Consider the following 15,861-nt stretch of genomic DNA (forward strand, 5'->3'; position numbering starts at 1 on the left):
ACAATTATTCTAGGTGGTGAGTGCTGCCCACAGTCGCTTCCAGTTCCAGAATCGACTTGCGGACGTTGTCTGGAATCTCAGTCTTAGTGTTATTTTTAAAATCAAACATCACACCTGTTGCCGTCGCGACGGTGACCACTTTTCCCCACTTTTTGCTAAATACCTGATATTCCATTGTCATGCGATCGCCTTGCATGTCGATCACTCGAGCGCCAATAAGAAGCGTGTCCGGGTAAGTCACCGGCAATTTATAACGACACTGAGTCTCACTCAGAACAGGGCTAATTTGCGAGGTTTGCAGGTCGACGAGCAAATTAATCGCTTCAAAATAGTCCAGACGTGCGGTTTCGAAGTAACGAAAGTAGACGACGTTGTTGACGTGTTGCAAGGCATCCATTTCTCCCCAAGCTACTCTGATCTCAGTAACGACGGGGAAGTCTTTTAGTAGTGTGTCCATTTTCTCTGTTCCTTTTTCATCAACGTTGCCACAAATTGTGAAGCCACTTATTAATCTGAGTATTTATTCTAGATGTAATTATTTAGAATGTAATAAAATTGTTCCTGAAGTGTGAAATAAACTGGTTGTTTATGTAAAGTTTAATCTTTACATAGTAACGTTGTAAGCGTAAGTTTATTTGAGAGTGGCTAAAAGGGAGATGTCTCATGGCAGAACTGAAAAATTTCAATCTCGCCAGAGTTGAGAAGCGAATAGACTGGACAGGCGAGCTGTTCAGCTTAAGAGTATCTGGCGCTCCACTTTCCTTTAAAGCTGGTCAATTTACCAAACTCGCGTTGTTAGACGAAAATGGCAATCCAATCAGCCGCGCCTATTCCGTGGTGAATGCTCCGAGCGAACAGTTTGACTGGCTGGAGTTTTTGATTGTTGCGGACCCTCAGGGACAATTGTCGCCAAAACTGCAAAAGTTAAAGACTGGTGACAGTATCTATGTTGGTGAAACGGCACACGGAGATTTGATCCATGATTCGATTCCCAAACAAGCACATGACCTTTGGTTGCTTTCAACTGGTACGGGTATCGGGCCATTTTTGTCATTGTTAGATGACATTAATCTGCTTCCTCATAACGAAAAGATTGTTTTGGTTCATGGTGTTCGCTATGAAAAAGACCTGGTATATAAATACTTAATTGAGCACTTAGAGCAGCGCTATGAAGGCCGATTAAAGTACGTGCCTATTGTTAGCCGAGAAGCAGTGGAAGGTAAGTTACAAGGCCGCATTCCCGACTTTATTGCCTCAGGAGAGCTGTCTAATCGAGCGGATGTGCAGTTCTCACCTTGCAGTAGCTTTGTGATGTTGTGTGGCAATCCAGCAATGATTAAAGACACGTTGCCAGTATTGCAAGAACGCGGTTTAGAGAAGTTTCGAGTCAATACTGGTGGTAACATCATTTACGAGCGTTACTGGTAAATCGGAACCATTAAAGCTCAGCAGTTGTTGAGGTTATTACAGTACGAAAAAAGCCACATTAAATGTGGCTTTTAAACTCAGAAAGACCAAACTTATTGTTGGTTGATGTACGCTTTAAAGCGAGCTTTGGTTTCAGCATCCGCTTTTTGGTACCAGAAGTGCAGCATTTCTTCTGCGGTTGAATCTGCTTTTACTGCCGCACGTGCTTGCTTCATATCTTCAGGGATTTCAGCGGGTAACGTCATTGGCTGAACCATCGCTCCTGCAACAGCAATTGCTGCCACGCCGCCAGTTCGATTGTAATCTTCTACTTCGCGAACATAGTCACGGCCAATCTGCATACCTTCTTTGATAAGCTTGTCTTGCTTAACGGCAATCGCGTTGCCAGATGCATCAACCAGTTTCCAGTCTAAGTCTTTGATATTGTCTTCTGCATCGTTCAAGTTACGGTACTCTGGAAGCTGAAGCGCCAGTTTAGAATCTGAAGACGTAAAGCTGGTGACAATCACGTCGCTTTCAACACTGACACGGTCATTGCCTTTGTTGAAAAACGGAGTAAATCGGAATACGACCTGGTTAACGCCATCAGGTAACGTTAGTGTTCTTTCTGAGGCAAAGAAGCCGCCATCCAGCTTCACTTTTTCACCGTTTGCTGCGAGTACCGAAACGTCGTCAGGAACACTAACCGTTACGTCAGCGAATGCCATGCTACTCATTGCCAGAGCGAGCGCGCAAGTTAAAGGCTTGATCAATTTCATTGTTTTTATCCTAAGCACTATTTATTAGTGAGCATCGAGAGTGCATCGTTATGCGTTTGATTGCAACAATCAAGTGTCATTAGTTTGAAAATTTAACATTAGTTTCATTTTTCATCGTTATTGAGATGAAAATGTGACACCAATAAAAACAAACCGCTGCAATGCAACGGTTTGAAAGATTGTGAGTATCGGATTAAGGCTTGGTGAGCTTAAATACCTGCACCGTTTTCAGATTCACTTTGGTCTTTTGCTTCCTCCAGCAAGTCGCCCAATTCCTCTTGCTGTTGGGCTTTCTCAATGCTTAGCCACCAAACGAATAGCTCATACCAAATTGAAAGAATAACCGCGCCAAGGAAGAGGCCTACGATACCGTAGACAAGCATACCGCCGATGGCACCAATCAAAATAATTGGCATCGGAGTGTCCACGCCTCGACCCATCAGCATTGGTTTGAGCAAGTTTTCAGAAAGCGCACCAACGACCGCCCATACGGTAAACAAGGTTGCAGTCGTGCTGTCTTGAGTCATGTACATGTAGCCAATCACAGGTAGCACTGCAAGAAGAGCCGGTAACTGAGCGATACACAAAATCATCAGTATTAGAGTAAGCAAGCCAGCGGCAGGCACGCCAAATACGAAGAAACCCGCACCAATCAGCAACGCTTGAATCGCAGCGACACCGACAACGCCAAGTAAAACGCTTTTAATGGTTGCTGCAATGAGCGTCGCCCAGCTTTTTGCATTGTCACCTGCGGTACGAATGGCAATGGTGGTTAGGCCAGATGCCAATGATTCTGAGTAAGTCATAAAACCAGCGGCAATCGCCAAAGACAGAATAGAAAGCAATACACTACCCAGAGCGCCACCCATCATGCCAAGCAGGGAAGTCAATGCTGACTTTATCTGAGGCATAAAGGTTTGAATTGCTTGTTCTAAATTCGTCGAGAAAAGTGTCCAGGTGTCGTAGAGCTTACCACCGACAAGTGGCCAGTCTGCAACCGATGGCTTCGGCCCAGGTATTTTGACATCACCGCTTTGGAGTACTTGCAGTGCGTGGGTTGCACCGTCGTAAATGGAACCAGAAACCATCACAAGCGGTGTCACTAACAGCGCGATACCAAGCAAAGCGATGGTGGTTGCTGCCAAACCACGCCTGCCACCATAAGCTCGCTGAAGCCTTTTAGTGACGGGTAAAAGTGCCACTGCAATGATCGCCCCCCAAATAACGGGAAGGATGAAAGGCCTGATGATGTCGTAAGTAAACATAAACAATACGAAGATCAAGCCAATTCGTATTGACGATTCCACCATATTACTGATGAAAATCTTACTTTCATTTCTTTCCGATGATTTATCCATTTTTATTTACCTGATGATCAATGTTGGAACTGACGAGGCTAGAAACCACAATAGCCATATAAAACACACCTGTAATGGCCTCTAAATAAACGATGACTTGAGCCAACGGAGTCAGAGGACTGATATCGCCATAACCAAGAGTGGTCAGGGTGACGAAACTGAAATATGCCGCATTGGAGAAGTTTTGCCCCCAGGATATCGCCTCCATACCGGTGAAAGCCTGTGGTGAAAACTCCAGTAAAATGAGGTAGGCGATGGCCCACATCAAACCCAGCAACAGGAATAAGGCAACAGACCCAATGACTTTGTTACTGTTGACGTGACCAGTAAACAGGATTTGTCTTGCAATAGATTTAAAGGTGCCAAAGAAAAACGCAAAGGTTAACGCGAGCATCACGACGTTCATTTCTTTGATATGAAAAATCGTTTTTATCACGATGACCAACACCCATACTGCGAAAAGGGTGTAAAGGAACCGAGACCAGGTTTTATCGAATCGTAGACTAGCAAAACACACGATGAACGTGATTATCGTAAACGCCTGTAAAATATGCTCGATTGCCCCTTCATCCACCACCTGAGCAGATGCTCCGCCAATCAACAAAACGATGAGTGACAGTGTGAGATAGAAGAAGTTATTTTCTTCATTAATGTTTTTGAGTTTTTTTCCAATGACCATAGTTGTTCTCTCACTTAGTAACTATTCATTGTTTTCTGATGAGTCTTTCATCACCATGATGGAAGCGGAAAGGCCAAATCGAAGCTCGATATCTTCTGGCAGTTCTTTAATGGCAATGCGCACAGGAATGCGCTGTGCCAGACGAATCCACTGGAAGACAGGGTTAACATTTGGCAGCAGGTTATAACCGACGGTACCGTCTCGTGGCGCGATACCCCAGCCGATAGAATCGACGGTTGCGTCAATAGGTGTCTCTGGATGAGACATCAGCGTCACTTGTGCTTTGCTGCCAGGCTCGATTTGCTGTAACTGGTTCTCACGGAAGAAACCAAATACCCAAAAGCTGTGTTTGTCGATAAGCGCAAGCAGAGGCTGGTTGGCAACCGCTTGAGTACCGTTGCGGATATCCAGGTTAGAAACAAAACCGTCGACGGTCGCATAAACCTTGGTATAGCTAAGATTCAATTTCGCAGACTTTAACTGCTCTTCTGCCGCCTTGATTTGTAGTAGCGATTCTTCATACGCAATCTCACGGCGAATAAGATCTTTGTGGGATACTGCGCCGCGATCTTTCGCTCGGATATCCGTTAAACGGTCGTACTCGATTTTCTTACCGCGAGAGCTGACGATGGACTTTTCCAGTCCCACTTCTGCTTGCGATAATGCAACCTCGTAGGTGGTTGGGTCGATCTCAAACAATAAATCGCCAGTTTTGACTTCTTGGTTGTCTTGTATAGCAACGTTCACAATCGGACCGGATACACGAGGCGCAACTTTGATGACATTGGCACGTACCTGACCATCTCGCGTCCAGGGATTATTGAAATACTCTTCATACTTTTGATAGCCGAGCCAAGCTGCGCCACCAAGAATGACAAGATTGAGTGCAATTACGAATAGTTTTTTCATCTTGTTTGGCACCTAAAATTGAATATAAAAGCTGTCTATCGCCACCACATAACAGACCATGATGGCGATGAAAGTCAGCGACGGAAAAGCGATAAAACGAGATAAGCGAGTCTTGTTTAACAGGATGACGGTTATCCACGTTGCGGTGACCGCAAGAAACAGCACCAGCAGTAACGGGGAAAAGTACACATCACCCCAAGAGAGTTCATAAGGCATTATGGCTCCTCCCCTTTAGGCGGTTTGTCACCAGCCCGTTCAATAGGAAGTGGCGGTAGAACTCGGTTTTCTTGGTCTAAATACCCGTCCCAGTCGGTGCGTTCGACCATCTGTTTCGCAATCTCGTCAGATAAAAACGGCTTACCGGTTTGTGCTTGCCAACCCCCACCAAGGGACTTGTAAAGAGCGACGACCTGGTTGGCAACATTGCCTTTGATAGAGGCGTAGTTATCTTCTGCTCGCGTCATTTTCTCTACTGAGTTCAGTAGACGCTCAAAGGAGATTTGGCCGTTTTCGTATTGAGTCATCGAAATGTTGAAGGCACGAATCGAAGAGTTTACCGACTGCAAACGTAGCGATTTTTGTTCTAAATACAGGTCGTAAGCTTCTAACGCGTTGGTGACTTCATTGACCGCCTGCAGTACTTTTTTGTTGTAGTTGGTTAAGGTTTCCTGAAAGCTGGCATCTTCGTAGCGAATGTTATTTTTCACACGGCCATATTGGAAAATGTTCCAACTAAACGCTGGGCCTGCGACCATCGTGAGTGAGTCACTGAAACTAAAGCTACTGCCATCTGGTACGGTACTGTCGATACCAATCGAACCAAACAGAGAAAAACTTGGATACAAGGCCGCTTCTGCCACACCAATTTGGGCGCTTTGCGCGCGAGCTTGCATCTCAGACACTTGCAAGTCTGGTCGGCGCATGACCAAGTTGGCGTCGATTTGTGTCTCTAAAAGTGGTGGACGCGGGACAATCGAGTTTTCGTCATTGCCAGATAACGCCGTTTTTCTGCCTGTTGATTTAAATTGTGCTTCGTATTCGGCGATACGCTTGGATAGACCATTTGATGCCAGAATGGTGTCGACTTCTTCTGGCAACACGCCTAACAGAAGCGCAATCGCGGAACGTGACTGCTTCATCGCAATTTCAAGGCTGGGCTGGGCGGCTCTTGTGGTGTACAACTGGTTTTGTGCTTGTTGAACGTCGAGCTCGGTCACGTTACCTGAGTCGAATTGGACTTGAGTAATATTGACCACGCGCTCTTGGATCTCGATGTTTCGTTTAGAGAGCAGAATACGTTCTTGGTAGGTTCGATAGTTGATGTAATTGCGCACCACTTCTGACGTGATGGTTACCATAATATCGTGGTAAGACGCGATCGTTGCATAGTAACCCGCTTCTACCGATTCAATCCCGCGAGCATATTTACCCCAAATATCCATCTCCCAAGCTGCATCAAATGAGAGCGCAGCATTGTTGAACCCTTGATCGTTGACGTAAGCACGTGCCAAATTACCGGATACGGTTTGTACCTGTGGATACTGCAAGCCTGATGCAACGCCAACTAAGGCACGGGCTTGGACAATACGCAACCCAGCGGCTTCTAAATCAAGGTTTTGCTGGCTCGCCAACTCAACCAGTTGATTCAGTGTTGGGTCATTAAATTGTTGCCACCACTGCTGTACCTTTTGCTCAGATTGCTCGGTATCCTGTACTGCGTTTTGCAATGACCAATCACTTGGTAAAGCAGATTGCTGGGGATGGACATAGTCTGGCCCCACAGTGGTACACGCACTGAGCCCAATCAGAGTCATTATGGCGAGGCTTGGTTTCGTTAATTTTTGAAGCATCATACCCCTACCTTTAAAACCGCTTCTGTTGTAAGTTCACCCAATCGATATCCTCGTAGGTTTGCTTGCAATGTTTAATTGCTTCGAACACGTTCCGTTTTAAATTCAGCAAGATATAAAAACCCGCTATCTCTGAATAAGCGTAGTCAGATAAATCCAATTCATTAAAAAAATCTTCCAGCTTATCTTCGAAGGATTGGTAATCCTGACTGTATTGATTAAATACGGAGTCGAGTTCTTCTGTTACCTGGTGGCTGGCTAATGCACCCGCCATCAAAGGAATGATGGAGTCACGATGTTGTTGACGGAGCTTGTTTATCAAAGGGTTAGACAACAATTTTTTCTCTGCAACCATGAGCACGTTTATGTGGCTGCATAGCACGTCACAAGCTTTGCTGAATGCACCGATCGCCTCTGGTGTCGTTTGGTCAAAATGTTTGTGATTGATTTTGGAACCCCACACTTTGAGTTTTTTCGCAGACACGTTCAATGTGACTATGTGCAAAGCGCGCTTAAGTGGCGTGAAAAAGGATTCAGACTGTTTTTGATAGGTGACAAACAAAGCTCGTGTATGCCGGAAATAGCGTTCTTTTATGGTTAAGAATAGGTGCTCGGGTCTTGAACTGAACGGAAAGTAATGAGCAAAAATAATCATGAATACGACCAAGTAAAACAGTGTCATGATCGTCATTAAGATCCCGAAGTGGTAGAACATATTGTTGTCTAGCCCAAGTACAAACAGGCCGACCATGTAGAAAATTGTTATCGGTCCGTTGAACAGGTAAAAACCAATAAATGTGTAGATAAAGATAAACAGGCCTAGCTCCAGCCCGAGATCCAGTTGCGGCAAAATGAATAGATAAGATGGCACCGCAAACAGGAAACCAAAGGTGAATAACACCAATAGTAAAATTGGATGCACAGGAACAAAAGACAACAAAGACATGAACATGGTCGAGAAAATCACAAATGAGTAGCCACCCGGAGGGTTAAAATAGATCCAGATGAGCCCTGCAACCCAGTAGGTTACGAAGGTTTTGACTGCTGTTTTGAAGTTTTCTGCATCCCACCACAAGAACTTGCCTTTCGATTCTGGCAGTTCAATGTTGAACGAGACATTGTTCGTCACCGAGTCAATACAGCTAATGCTTTCAGCCAGGCGTGAGAGGTTCTGATGCATGGATTCCAGCAGAAACCCTAAAGTGATTGCCGAGCCTTTAGTCAGGTGTGGTACCGAATCTAGCAACTCTTGATTGTATTCAACCTTAAATTCTTTAGTGCGGTAAACGTGTTCATTGTCTTCCCAAACCTGCTGACAGGTATGGAATAACTGTTCTATTTCCGCGATCGTTTCGTCAAAGTTAGTGATGCACTGACGATCTTCTTCAAGGCTAAAATGGCTATGCACGGCAACCGATAATTGCTGAGTAATTTGTTTGCTCAGGTGAACCGCCAAGCGCCACTCTTTTAAATACGCGGAGACGTCACTGCACTCAACACTCACAGTTGCAAATCGTTGCTCCAGACTATTTTGCGCAGCAAACATTTCTTCGGTGAGCTTGTCGATATTGAGTTGTGAGGCTCTGTGTTCTGATTCCTCTGGTGATTCTGAACCATCGACAGAGTCAGGGTGTGATTCATGACTTTGCTCAAAACTATGCACAATCGTAGCGAATAACGCTTGTTGAGTTTGATTTAACTGCTCAATAAGCTGACGCAAATTTTGTTCGGTTTTGACTGGAAATAGAAAAGTACCGACCAATGTATAGATCACCACGCCAAAAACAGTCATGTAGGCGCGATCAACACCGTAAAGAAAAGCGCCGTCCGCATCACCACCATTGGACATCATTAACGTCATCACCCCGGTAAGCATCAGCAGCGTAGGGTCTTTTTGGTAAGCGTTACGAAAATAAAAGATGAATGAAACGACGAGCGACACGCTCAGCATATACAGCAGGCGATCTTGTGCGAATAGTCCAACCAGCAACAAGCCGACAACTGCCCCGACTAGGGTACCGAGAACGCGCAATGTGCCTTTTGCGAGAGACTCTCGACGACTGCCTGTTGTGGCAATCAGCATCACCGTTGTCGCTGCGGTAGACGCCTGCGGCCACCCCATAGCAAAGGGGATCAGATAAGCCAGGGTGAGGCTAAGCGATACTTTTATAGCAAATTTAATTTTGTCGTTCATAGTCAAAGTTTGCTCAGGCTTATCGTTTCAAGTTGATGAATTTGTTAATAAAAAGTTGGTTTAGGGTTGCAGTTCCAACTATATTTTGGTTGGCGGAATATAGCGAGCAAAAAGGAGCAGATTGTAAATCTTGTGTCAAAACTAAATGCATATAAAGCGATCAATTTACCTGTATCCCTTGTCATTACTAGGGGCATTGGGTAAACGCTCAAAACCACTACTTTTACGTGGTCTTATTTATGAAACAGATTTACTGGTTTTTCCTAGCCAAGATTTCTTTAAATCTATAAATCGCCTGATACTAAATAGGGGGCATTTGTTTGGTGTCATCTATGCCACACCTTTAAAAAGCATAGATGATGAATGGGATTTTGAGAGGAAAAGTTTTATTTTTTATTAAGTTGTAGAGGTTTTACTATTCTTTATTTGCATTTTGGGAGCGAGATAAAAAAACCAGCGCGATGCCACCTAAAATGATGGTGCTAGTGAGGACGGAATGAATTGAAAGGGATTCACCAAGCAGAATAGACCCAAGTACTAGGGCAATTACGGGTACCGAAAGCTGGCTTACCGCAGCTTGCAGTAGAGTCAGTTTCTGGATTACGTGATACCACAGTAAATAACCAATCCCTGATGCAAGCACACCGGAGGTGATCGCGAGTGAGATGCCTTCAATGGTGAGATTGACCGAAGAGAGAAGAAAAGGGGAGACCAGTAAACTGATTACCGAGGCTGCAATAAAACCCCATGCGATTCCGCTACTTGGTGAAGGAGCATGCTTACCAAGTGCAGTAAAGAGCGCCCAGCAAACGCCAGATATCACGATAAGAAGTGTCGACCAAATATCCGGACGAGTCGCCGATGGAAGCATTAACCAAGCGAAACCCAGAATGGAGACGGCGATACCAATCACTTCTAAAGTTTTAAATCGTTCGCCTTGCCACCAATGCAAAGTCAGAAGCGTCAACTGTACTGCCCCAAATAAGAGTAGTGCACCTGTTCCTGCATCCATATTCAAATACGCGTAAGAAATAAGTACCGCATAGCCAAACAATGTCACACCTGCGAGAACTTTAAAGCGACTTGTTGGTTTTTCAGAGTGCCAAGTTCCGGTGATAAGGAGAAAAAACACCAGCGTCGCCGCCCCGGAGATCAACCGGATTATCGTGAAGCTTCCCGCATCGCTCAGTCCATCTACCAACGCTGCTCGACATAACAGTGAGTTGGCGGCAAAGGCGAGCATCACAACAACGGTCAGCAAAAAAGTAAACATCTTCAATCCTTAAATTGGGCGCATAGAATGAGTGTAGCGGCAAAGTGATTTATTCAATTAGTTGATTAAGTGATTAGTTATACCAGTTGTCTTTTGCAGCCTGGGGAGCTAGCTGATGACCATTCGACTAATGATAAAATTATCACTCAATAATTTAATTTTACAAATTGTAGGGCTTTTGTTAAATATTTGAATAGAAAGGAATAGTCCGTAATTTCTTTCACTCTGTTAGGATTTTTCCTACACCTATCTAGTGATACTTCTTGCTATCTTTTTCGAAGGCTGGAACACAATCAATATAAACACGTGTTCTTAACGTCAGGCTATAACGAAAAAGAAAGACTACAATGAATGAATTTGTTTTGCGATTGATGAAATGCGCGCGTGCTTATGAAAGTTTCATCGGTAATAAACTGCTGAGTAAACAAAGCATTAATACTGAAGAATTGAAAAATATACGAAAAGAAGCACTAATGCGATTCCCGGAGTTAAAAACGCAGCACCTCAACCAAGTCAAAGAAACGGTGGAGTTCGAGTTATTTAACAAAGTACTGCACAATACCATGTTAAAAGTGGGCTTTCGTATTCCTGAAGGCAAAGCCGCCGGTACAACCGCGATTTACATTCGTCGTTAGAAGAAAAACAGCCGTCCAATGACTTATTGAGTGTCTTGGAGGCTGTTTTCTTATCGTAAGACACAGCGGGTGAGCCGCTATAGCCTGAGCTGTTTCTAACTCAACTCACATTTGTCGTTAGAATGGCGTCTGCGTATCCAACCCAGCCATCCCGCAATCATCAACAAGCCAGTCCCAACAGCGCCACCACTACCACCACTGTCACCACTGCCTCCATCATCACTGCTGTCTTCAAAGATCCGAGAGTCACCTTCACTATGGTAATCTTCCGTTGCGGCTAACTCAGCGTCATAACTGGTTTTTACGCCAGCGCTGGTTTGCAGTTCTATCCAAGTGGTGTAGTTCAGAACTTCGGTAAACACACTCGGTATGGCGGCAGATTCACAAATGGATGAACCATAACTGACAATACCAATCTGTTGATACATGCCGTTGCTGTCTACGTAGGTGAGCGGGCCGCCGGAATCGCCACGGCATATACCCGTATAATCTCTGCCCTCAAAGCCATTTGCACATAAACTTTCTTCAGAGTTGAAGCCTGTCACTAACGAAGCACACTCTGCGTCAGTCAGTGGGTCGACTTCTGCCCAGCGCAAATAATTTGGCACTGAAGTGTCAGTGGTTGAGGTCTGCCCCAAGCCAAATATTTGATAAGCCGAGGCGTCACTGTAATCTCCGAAATCTTGTGGCAAAGTAATGGATTGCACGTTATCAGTGATTGGTCGGGCAAGTTCTAGCACTGCCAGATCATTAATCCATAAGTTGTAGGGCGCATAGCCTGGGTGAATCGTAATTCTACGAACATCTTTAAATTCGGAGGTATAAACGTCATCCATGGTCGGGTTTTTCACTAACACACGTAAATCATCAGTGTTCCATCCGTTTGTGAATACCTCTGACTCCACACAGTGTGCGGCGGTTAAAATGTAGCGATCATTCACGATAGAACCACCGCAAAGGTTAGCGAATTCACTAGACCCAGTCTTGTGTAGTATAAGACGAGCAAAAAATGGTAATTGATTCAAAGTGGTAGGCTCACCACCAATGATAGCAACAGATATATCTTGTGGTGATAGATTGGTATCTGTATCCGCTAAAGTCGTTATAGGCAAAATGAGGAAAGTCCCGAGCAAAGCATGATGTAACCTCATAACCTTATCCTTATTGTTAGATTTGTTATTACATTTACTTTAGTCAAGACTCCAACAAGTACAACATTGCTTCTATCCAGTCTCATTATTCATACTCGATGAAGGGGCTTGGTCAGGAAAAGAGGCATGCTGGCAAGTGTGGATAGGGGGAATTGAGGTTTTATGTCCTGCATCCTGACAACGTTTGGGTATACAATGGCTGAAAACCTGCAAACCAAAGAGAGTAAATGATGGAATTTAAGGTTGATACCCACACACATACGTACGCCAGCGGTCACGCTTACAGTACGTTGATTGAAAACGCTCAGTCGGCAAAAGAGAACGGGCTCGAAATGTTCTGCACCACCGATCACGCAGAATCAATGCCGGGTGCACCTCATTATTGGTTTTTCTCCAACCAAAAGATTCTGCCTCGTTACCTCAACGGTGTTGCCATCATTCGTGGCGTTGAAGCCAACATTCTTAATATCGAGGGCGATATTGATATCCCTTTGAGCGTTGACCGGAACCTTGATTGGGTCATTGCCAGTTTTCATGAGCCAGTCTTTGTTCCATCCAATAAAGAAACCCATACCGAAGCACTACTTAATGTGATCCAAAGTGGTCGTGTTGATGCACTCGGGCATCTGGGTAACCCTAATTATGACTTTGATTTCGAGACGGTTTTAAAATGTGCGCAACAACATAACGTTGCTATTGAGATAAACAATACAACCCTGAAAGGCAACAGCCGAGTGGGTAGTGTTGAACGTTGTCATGACATCGCTCAAATAGGTAAACAAGTGGGCGTTTTCTTTACCACAGGCAGTGATGCTCATTTTTGCCATGATGTCGGTAATCTCGATCTGGTGGGTGAACTGATGGACAGAGTCGGTATTAAGAGTGAGAACGTCATTACTCACTCGGCTGAGCAGTTTTTGTCGTTCCTTGAGCTTCGTGGACGAGAGCCAATTGCAGAATATGACGAAATGCTTAACGCATAAACTTGATTACATTTTGGGAATGCACCCTAAGCGCGTTTCCTTTACACTGCGAAGCTCAACTATCCGAATCATCCTTAATGAGGGGTGATCGTGATAAACAAAGCCGACAAAGAATTCGGCACTAAAAATGGAGAAGTGAAGATGTTACGTCCTTTAGTTTTAGGGTGTGCGATTGCGTTGGGCTCAAGCTACGCAATGGCAGAAGCTGTCGATCTAAAACAGAACATGAAACAAATGAAGATGGATTTCAAACAAGCGGCCGAAGCGTCGGATGTTGAAACCATGAAAACGGCCATTGATAGCTTACAAGCTATCGTGGAGCAATCTAAGCGTGGTAACTACCCACCAGAAAAGTTTGATACGTTTCTTGAAGGCTTCAACAAGTTGTCAGTGACACTAGACAGCATCGAAGCGGACTTAGATGCGGGTAATCTTACCGAAGCGAAAGCGCAACTGCGCGAAATCGATAGTCTTCGTGAAGAATACCACGACAAACGTAACCCAAGCATCTGGAGCAAGCTGTTTGGCTGATTTGGGATGGATAAGAACAACCCCCAACGATTTCAAGACCCGCAACTCTGCGGGTCTTTTGTTTCTGATGGAAAATAGAACTACGCCTGAAATCCTTTATTGAGCTTGTACTTAGAATTGGTTACGCTGTATGAAATTTGTTAAGTCACCGTTATGCGTAGATTAATTCCTTTTTATCGCTCCATGCTGCTTGTTAGTGCCCTAAGTTGGGCGCTGGTAACACTGATGCCTGTTATTAATGCTCATGGTAACAGCATGGGCGTGTGGGCAACGCTTTGTACGCTTAATGGTTTTGAACTGGTACAGGTTGAAGAGGGAGACAATGCGGTAACACATAAGGGGAAACCCTGCCCATTCAGTTACTTTTCACCCTTTCATCACGACTCACTTCCAACTACACCTTTACTTTTACGACTGAGCTCGGTTATTTCTGACAGCTACACTTTTTTGGCTCTAAGTGTGCGATTTGAAACACCAGTTCCTAGGGCGCCGCCAGCCATTGCCTAATCAAACACTTAACGTTTTCTGAATCCCTTTACCTTCCAACCGAGCACCTCAAATACCCCCACGTTTTCCATCTTCACGGTTTACTTCTGATATAACTCCAAAGGCAGCCGATCCGGATCCTGAAAGAAAGTGAACGCTTTACCAGTGAATTCATCAATTCGAATAGGTTCAACTGCGATGTTCTTCGATTCAAGGTAGGTTTTTACTTCCTCAATATCATCAACTTGAAACGCCAGGTGTCGTAAGCCCTGGGCTTCCGGAAAGCTTGGGCGCTCAGGTACATCTGGAAAACTGAATAATTCAATCTGGCTGCCATCAGGAAGCGCGAGGTCGAGCTTATAAGAATCACGCGCTGCACGGTAATTTTCTGCAATAACGGACAGGCCTAATATTTCCGTATAAAAATGCTTTGACGTTGGGTAATCACTACAAATGATGGCGACGTGATGAATCGCATTAAACATGATTAGGTTCCTTTGAGATCAAGTGTTCATTGACGAAATCGATAAACACACGCAAGCGCGCGGGCATGTACTTCGTTTGGGGATACTGCATGGCTATTGCACCATGGTAGTTGCTCTTGATCATCCAATCTGCAAGCACTTCAACGACTTCCCCTGTTTCTAGCGCTTCTTTGACGACAAAGTCGTGAAAGATTCCAATACCTAGCCCTGCTTTAACACCATTTAAGCGCATTTGTGAGTGGTTTACCGCGTAGCGACCATTTACGGCAACAGAGTGAAAGGCTTCTTCTTTAAAAAATGACCAAATGTTGTCTTTATCGTTTTCTGCCAGATAAATACAGTCATGCTGTTCAAGCTGAGTTGGGTGGTCTGGCGTGCCCTGCTTAGCGAGGTAGTCCGGTGACGCACACAACACCAGGTTGGTTTTACTTATCTCTTTTAATACCAAATTCTCGTCGGGCTTGTCAGTCAATTTGAAAGCGACGTCTATGCCTTGACGAAACAAATCGATTTCTCCATCTGCAGCGCGCAGCTTTAACTGAATCTTTGGGTAGCGCTGTAAGAAGGGTAAAACAAAAGGCTGAAGTACCGAGTTTAAAAACGCCTCTGGTGCTGCAACGGTAAGCGCACCTTTTGGCTCAGTATGATCTTCTGCTGAGAGTTCGACAGCTTGCTGCGCAGCGTTAACCATCGCAATGCTTTGGTCATATACCTTTTGACCAGCTTGAGTGATGAGCAGCTTACGAGTGGTGCGTTCGAATAATTTCACCGAAAGCGCATGCTCCAATCTCGTGATCAGTTTGCTCAAAGCTGAAGGTGTAACCCCGAGTTTTTTCGCTGCGGCAGTAAAACTCCCTTCATTTACTACCAAGATAAACGAGGCAAGATCAGGAAGGAGGGCGATAAGTTTAGTATTAACCATAGGTTTTGGTTCTGTAGCGCGTAATGACGGTATTCTCTGGCACGACATGGCTGAGTTCAAGTGTATCAGTCTCGCTTTCACGATATTTTCGTCAGAAAGCATGTGTCGCTTGTTTTGTTCAGTAATCAGAGTGCGCTCAACCGATTAGAAGAGGGCCATTTCTACGTGTCATGAACCGAACCAGAAGTTGTGAGAATTTTATGAGAATTTGATGAAGTT

General features: G+C 44.7%; 17 protein-coding genes. 5 read left to right on the plus strand and 12 right to left on the minus strand.

The genetic code is table 11. The annotated features are described in order from the left end of the window. Window positions 1-4: 4 nt before the first annotated feature. A complete protein-coding gene (locus VER99_RS19335; RefSeq protein ID WP_020333459.1) occupies window positions 5-457 on the minus strand; it encodes an acyl-CoA thioesterase in 453 nt (150 codons plus the stop codon). A gap of 206 nt (window positions 458-663) precedes the next feature. Between VER99_RS19335 and VER99_RS19340 the strand changes: the two genes are divergently transcribed. Then, window positions 664-1,428, plus strand: a complete 765-nt coding sequence (locus tag VER99_RS19340) for a ferredoxin--NADP reductase (protein WP_014234970.1) — start codon at window positions 664-666, stop codon at window positions 1,426-1,428. A 92-nt stretch (window positions 1,429-1,520) separates the two neighbouring features. On the opposite strand, the gene VER99_RS19345 is transcribed toward VER99_RS19340, so the two are convergent. The 8 genes from VER99_RS19345 to VER99_RS19380 all read right to left on the minus strand — a co-directional run bounded on the left by VER99_RS19345 (window position 1,521) and on the right by VER99_RS19380 (window position 10,449). After that, the gene (locus VER99_RS19345) at window positions 1,521-2,186 is read right to left on the minus strand and encodes a DUF2057 domain-containing protein (protein WP_014234969.1); all 666 of its coding nucleotides are present in this window, start codon (window positions 2,184-2,186) and stop codon (window positions 1,521-1,523) included. A gap of 209 nt (window positions 2,187-2,395) precedes the next feature. Continuing rightward, the gene (locus tag VER99_RS19350; RefSeq protein WP_020333458.1) at window positions 2,396-3,544 is read right to left on the minus strand and encodes an AI-2E family transporter; all 1,149 of its coding nucleotides are present in this window, start codon (window positions 3,542-3,544) and stop codon (window positions 2,396-2,398) included. After that, the gene (locus VER99_RS19355; RefSeq protein WP_014234967.1) at window positions 3,537-4,223 is read right to left on the minus strand and encodes a potassium channel family protein; all 687 of its coding nucleotides are present in this window, start codon (window positions 4,221-4,223) and stop codon (window positions 3,537-3,539) included. Before VER99_RS19355 ends, VER99_RS19350 begins: the two co-directional genes overlap by 8 nt. A gap of 21 nt (window positions 4,224-4,244) precedes the next feature. After that, entirely contained in the window at window positions 4,245-5,132 is an 888-nt protein-coding gene (locus tag VER99_RS19360; RefSeq protein ID WP_014234966.1) for an HlyD family secretion protein, read from the minus strand. Between the two features lie 12 nt (window positions 5,133-5,144). Next, a complete protein-coding gene (locus VER99_RS19365; RefSeq protein WP_014234965.1) occupies window positions 5,145-5,348 on the minus strand; it encodes a DUF1656 domain-containing protein in 204 nt (67 codons plus the stop codon). After that, the gene (locus VER99_RS19370) at window positions 5,348-6,985 is read right to left on the minus strand and encodes a TolC family protein (protein WP_020333457.1); all 1,638 of its coding nucleotides are present in this window, start codon (window positions 6,983-6,985) and stop codon (window positions 5,348-5,350) included. Before VER99_RS19370 ends, VER99_RS19365 begins: the two co-directional genes overlap by 1 nt. A gap of 10 nt (window positions 6,986-6,995) precedes the next feature. Beyond that, window positions 6,996-9,176, minus strand: a complete 2,181-nt coding sequence (locus tag VER99_RS19375; RefSeq protein WP_020333456.1) for an FUSC family protein — start codon at window positions 9,174-9,176, stop codon at window positions 6,996-6,998. A 415-nt stretch (window positions 9,177-9,591) separates the two neighbouring features. Continuing rightward, complete coding sequence (locus VER99_RS19380) at window positions 9,592-10,449, minus strand: DMT family transporter (protein ID WP_020333454.1); 858 nt, start codon at window positions 10,447-10,449, stop codon at window positions 9,592-9,594. Between the two features lie 347 nt (window positions 10,450-10,796). Between VER99_RS19380 and VER99_RS19385 the strand changes: the two genes are divergently transcribed. Continuing rightward, on the plus strand, window positions 10,797-11,084 hold the full coding sequence (locus tag VER99_RS19385) for a hypothetical protein (protein WP_014234961.1): 288 nt from the start codon (window positions 10,797-10,799) through the stop codon (window positions 11,082-11,084). 95 nt (window positions 11,085-11,179) lie between these two features. Here the strand turns inward: VER99_RS19385 and VER99_RS19390 are convergent, their stop codons facing one another. Continuing rightward, a complete protein-coding gene (locus tag VER99_RS19390) occupies window positions 11,180-12,235 on the minus strand; it encodes a S1 family peptidase (RefSeq protein ID WP_020333453.1) in 1,056 nt (351 codons plus the stop codon). A gap of 230 nt (window positions 12,236-12,465) precedes the next feature. Here VER99_RS19390 and VER99_RS19395 point away from each other — a divergent pair, with 230 nt between their 5' ends. From VER99_RS19395 to VER99_RS19405, 3 genes are all read left to right on the plus strand, one after another. Then, window positions 12,466-13,218 carry a phosphatase gene (locus VER99_RS19395; protein WP_031779192.1) on the plus strand — a complete coding sequence of 251 codons (753 nt, stop codon included), beginning with the start codon at window positions 12,466-12,468 and terminating at the stop codon, window positions 13,216-13,218. Between the two features lie 141 nt (window positions 13,219-13,359). Beyond that, entirely contained in the window at window positions 13,360-13,749 is a 390-nt protein-coding gene (locus tag VER99_RS19400) for a cytochrome b562 (protein WP_024372646.1), read from the plus strand. Between the two features lie 153 nt (window positions 13,750-13,902). Continuing rightward, window positions 13,903-14,256: a hypothetical protein gene (locus VER99_RS19405; protein ID WP_076633446.1), complete on the plus strand. Its 354-nt coding sequence runs from the start codon at window positions 13,903-13,905 to the stop codon at window positions 14,254-14,256. An 80-nt stretch (window positions 14,257-14,336) separates the two neighbouring features. Here the strand turns inward: VER99_RS19405 and gloA2 are convergent, their stop codons facing one another. Together gloA2 and VER99_RS19415 are read right to left on the minus strand one after the other, a co-directional pair. After that, a complete protein-coding gene (gloA2, locus tag VER99_RS19410; RefSeq protein WP_020333450.1) occupies window positions 14,337-14,720 on the minus strand; it encodes an SMU1112c/YaeR family gloxylase I-like metalloprotein in 384 nt (127 codons plus the stop codon). Continuing rightward, window positions 14,713-15,642 (minus strand): LysR family transcriptional regulator, encoded by a 930-nt coding sequence (locus VER99_RS19415; protein ID WP_014234956.1) that lies wholly within the window; start codon window positions 15,640-15,642, stop codon window positions 14,713-14,715. Before VER99_RS19415 ends, gloA2 begins: the two co-directional genes overlap by 8 nt. Between the last annotated feature and the right edge of the window lie 219 nt (window positions 15,643-15,861).

Source organism: Vibrio natriegens NBRC 15636 = ATCC 14048 = DSM 759 (genome assembly GCF_035621455.1).
GTDB classification, from domain to species: Bacteria; Pseudomonadota; Gammaproteobacteria; order Enterobacterales; family Vibrionaceae; genus Vibrio; species Vibrio natriegens.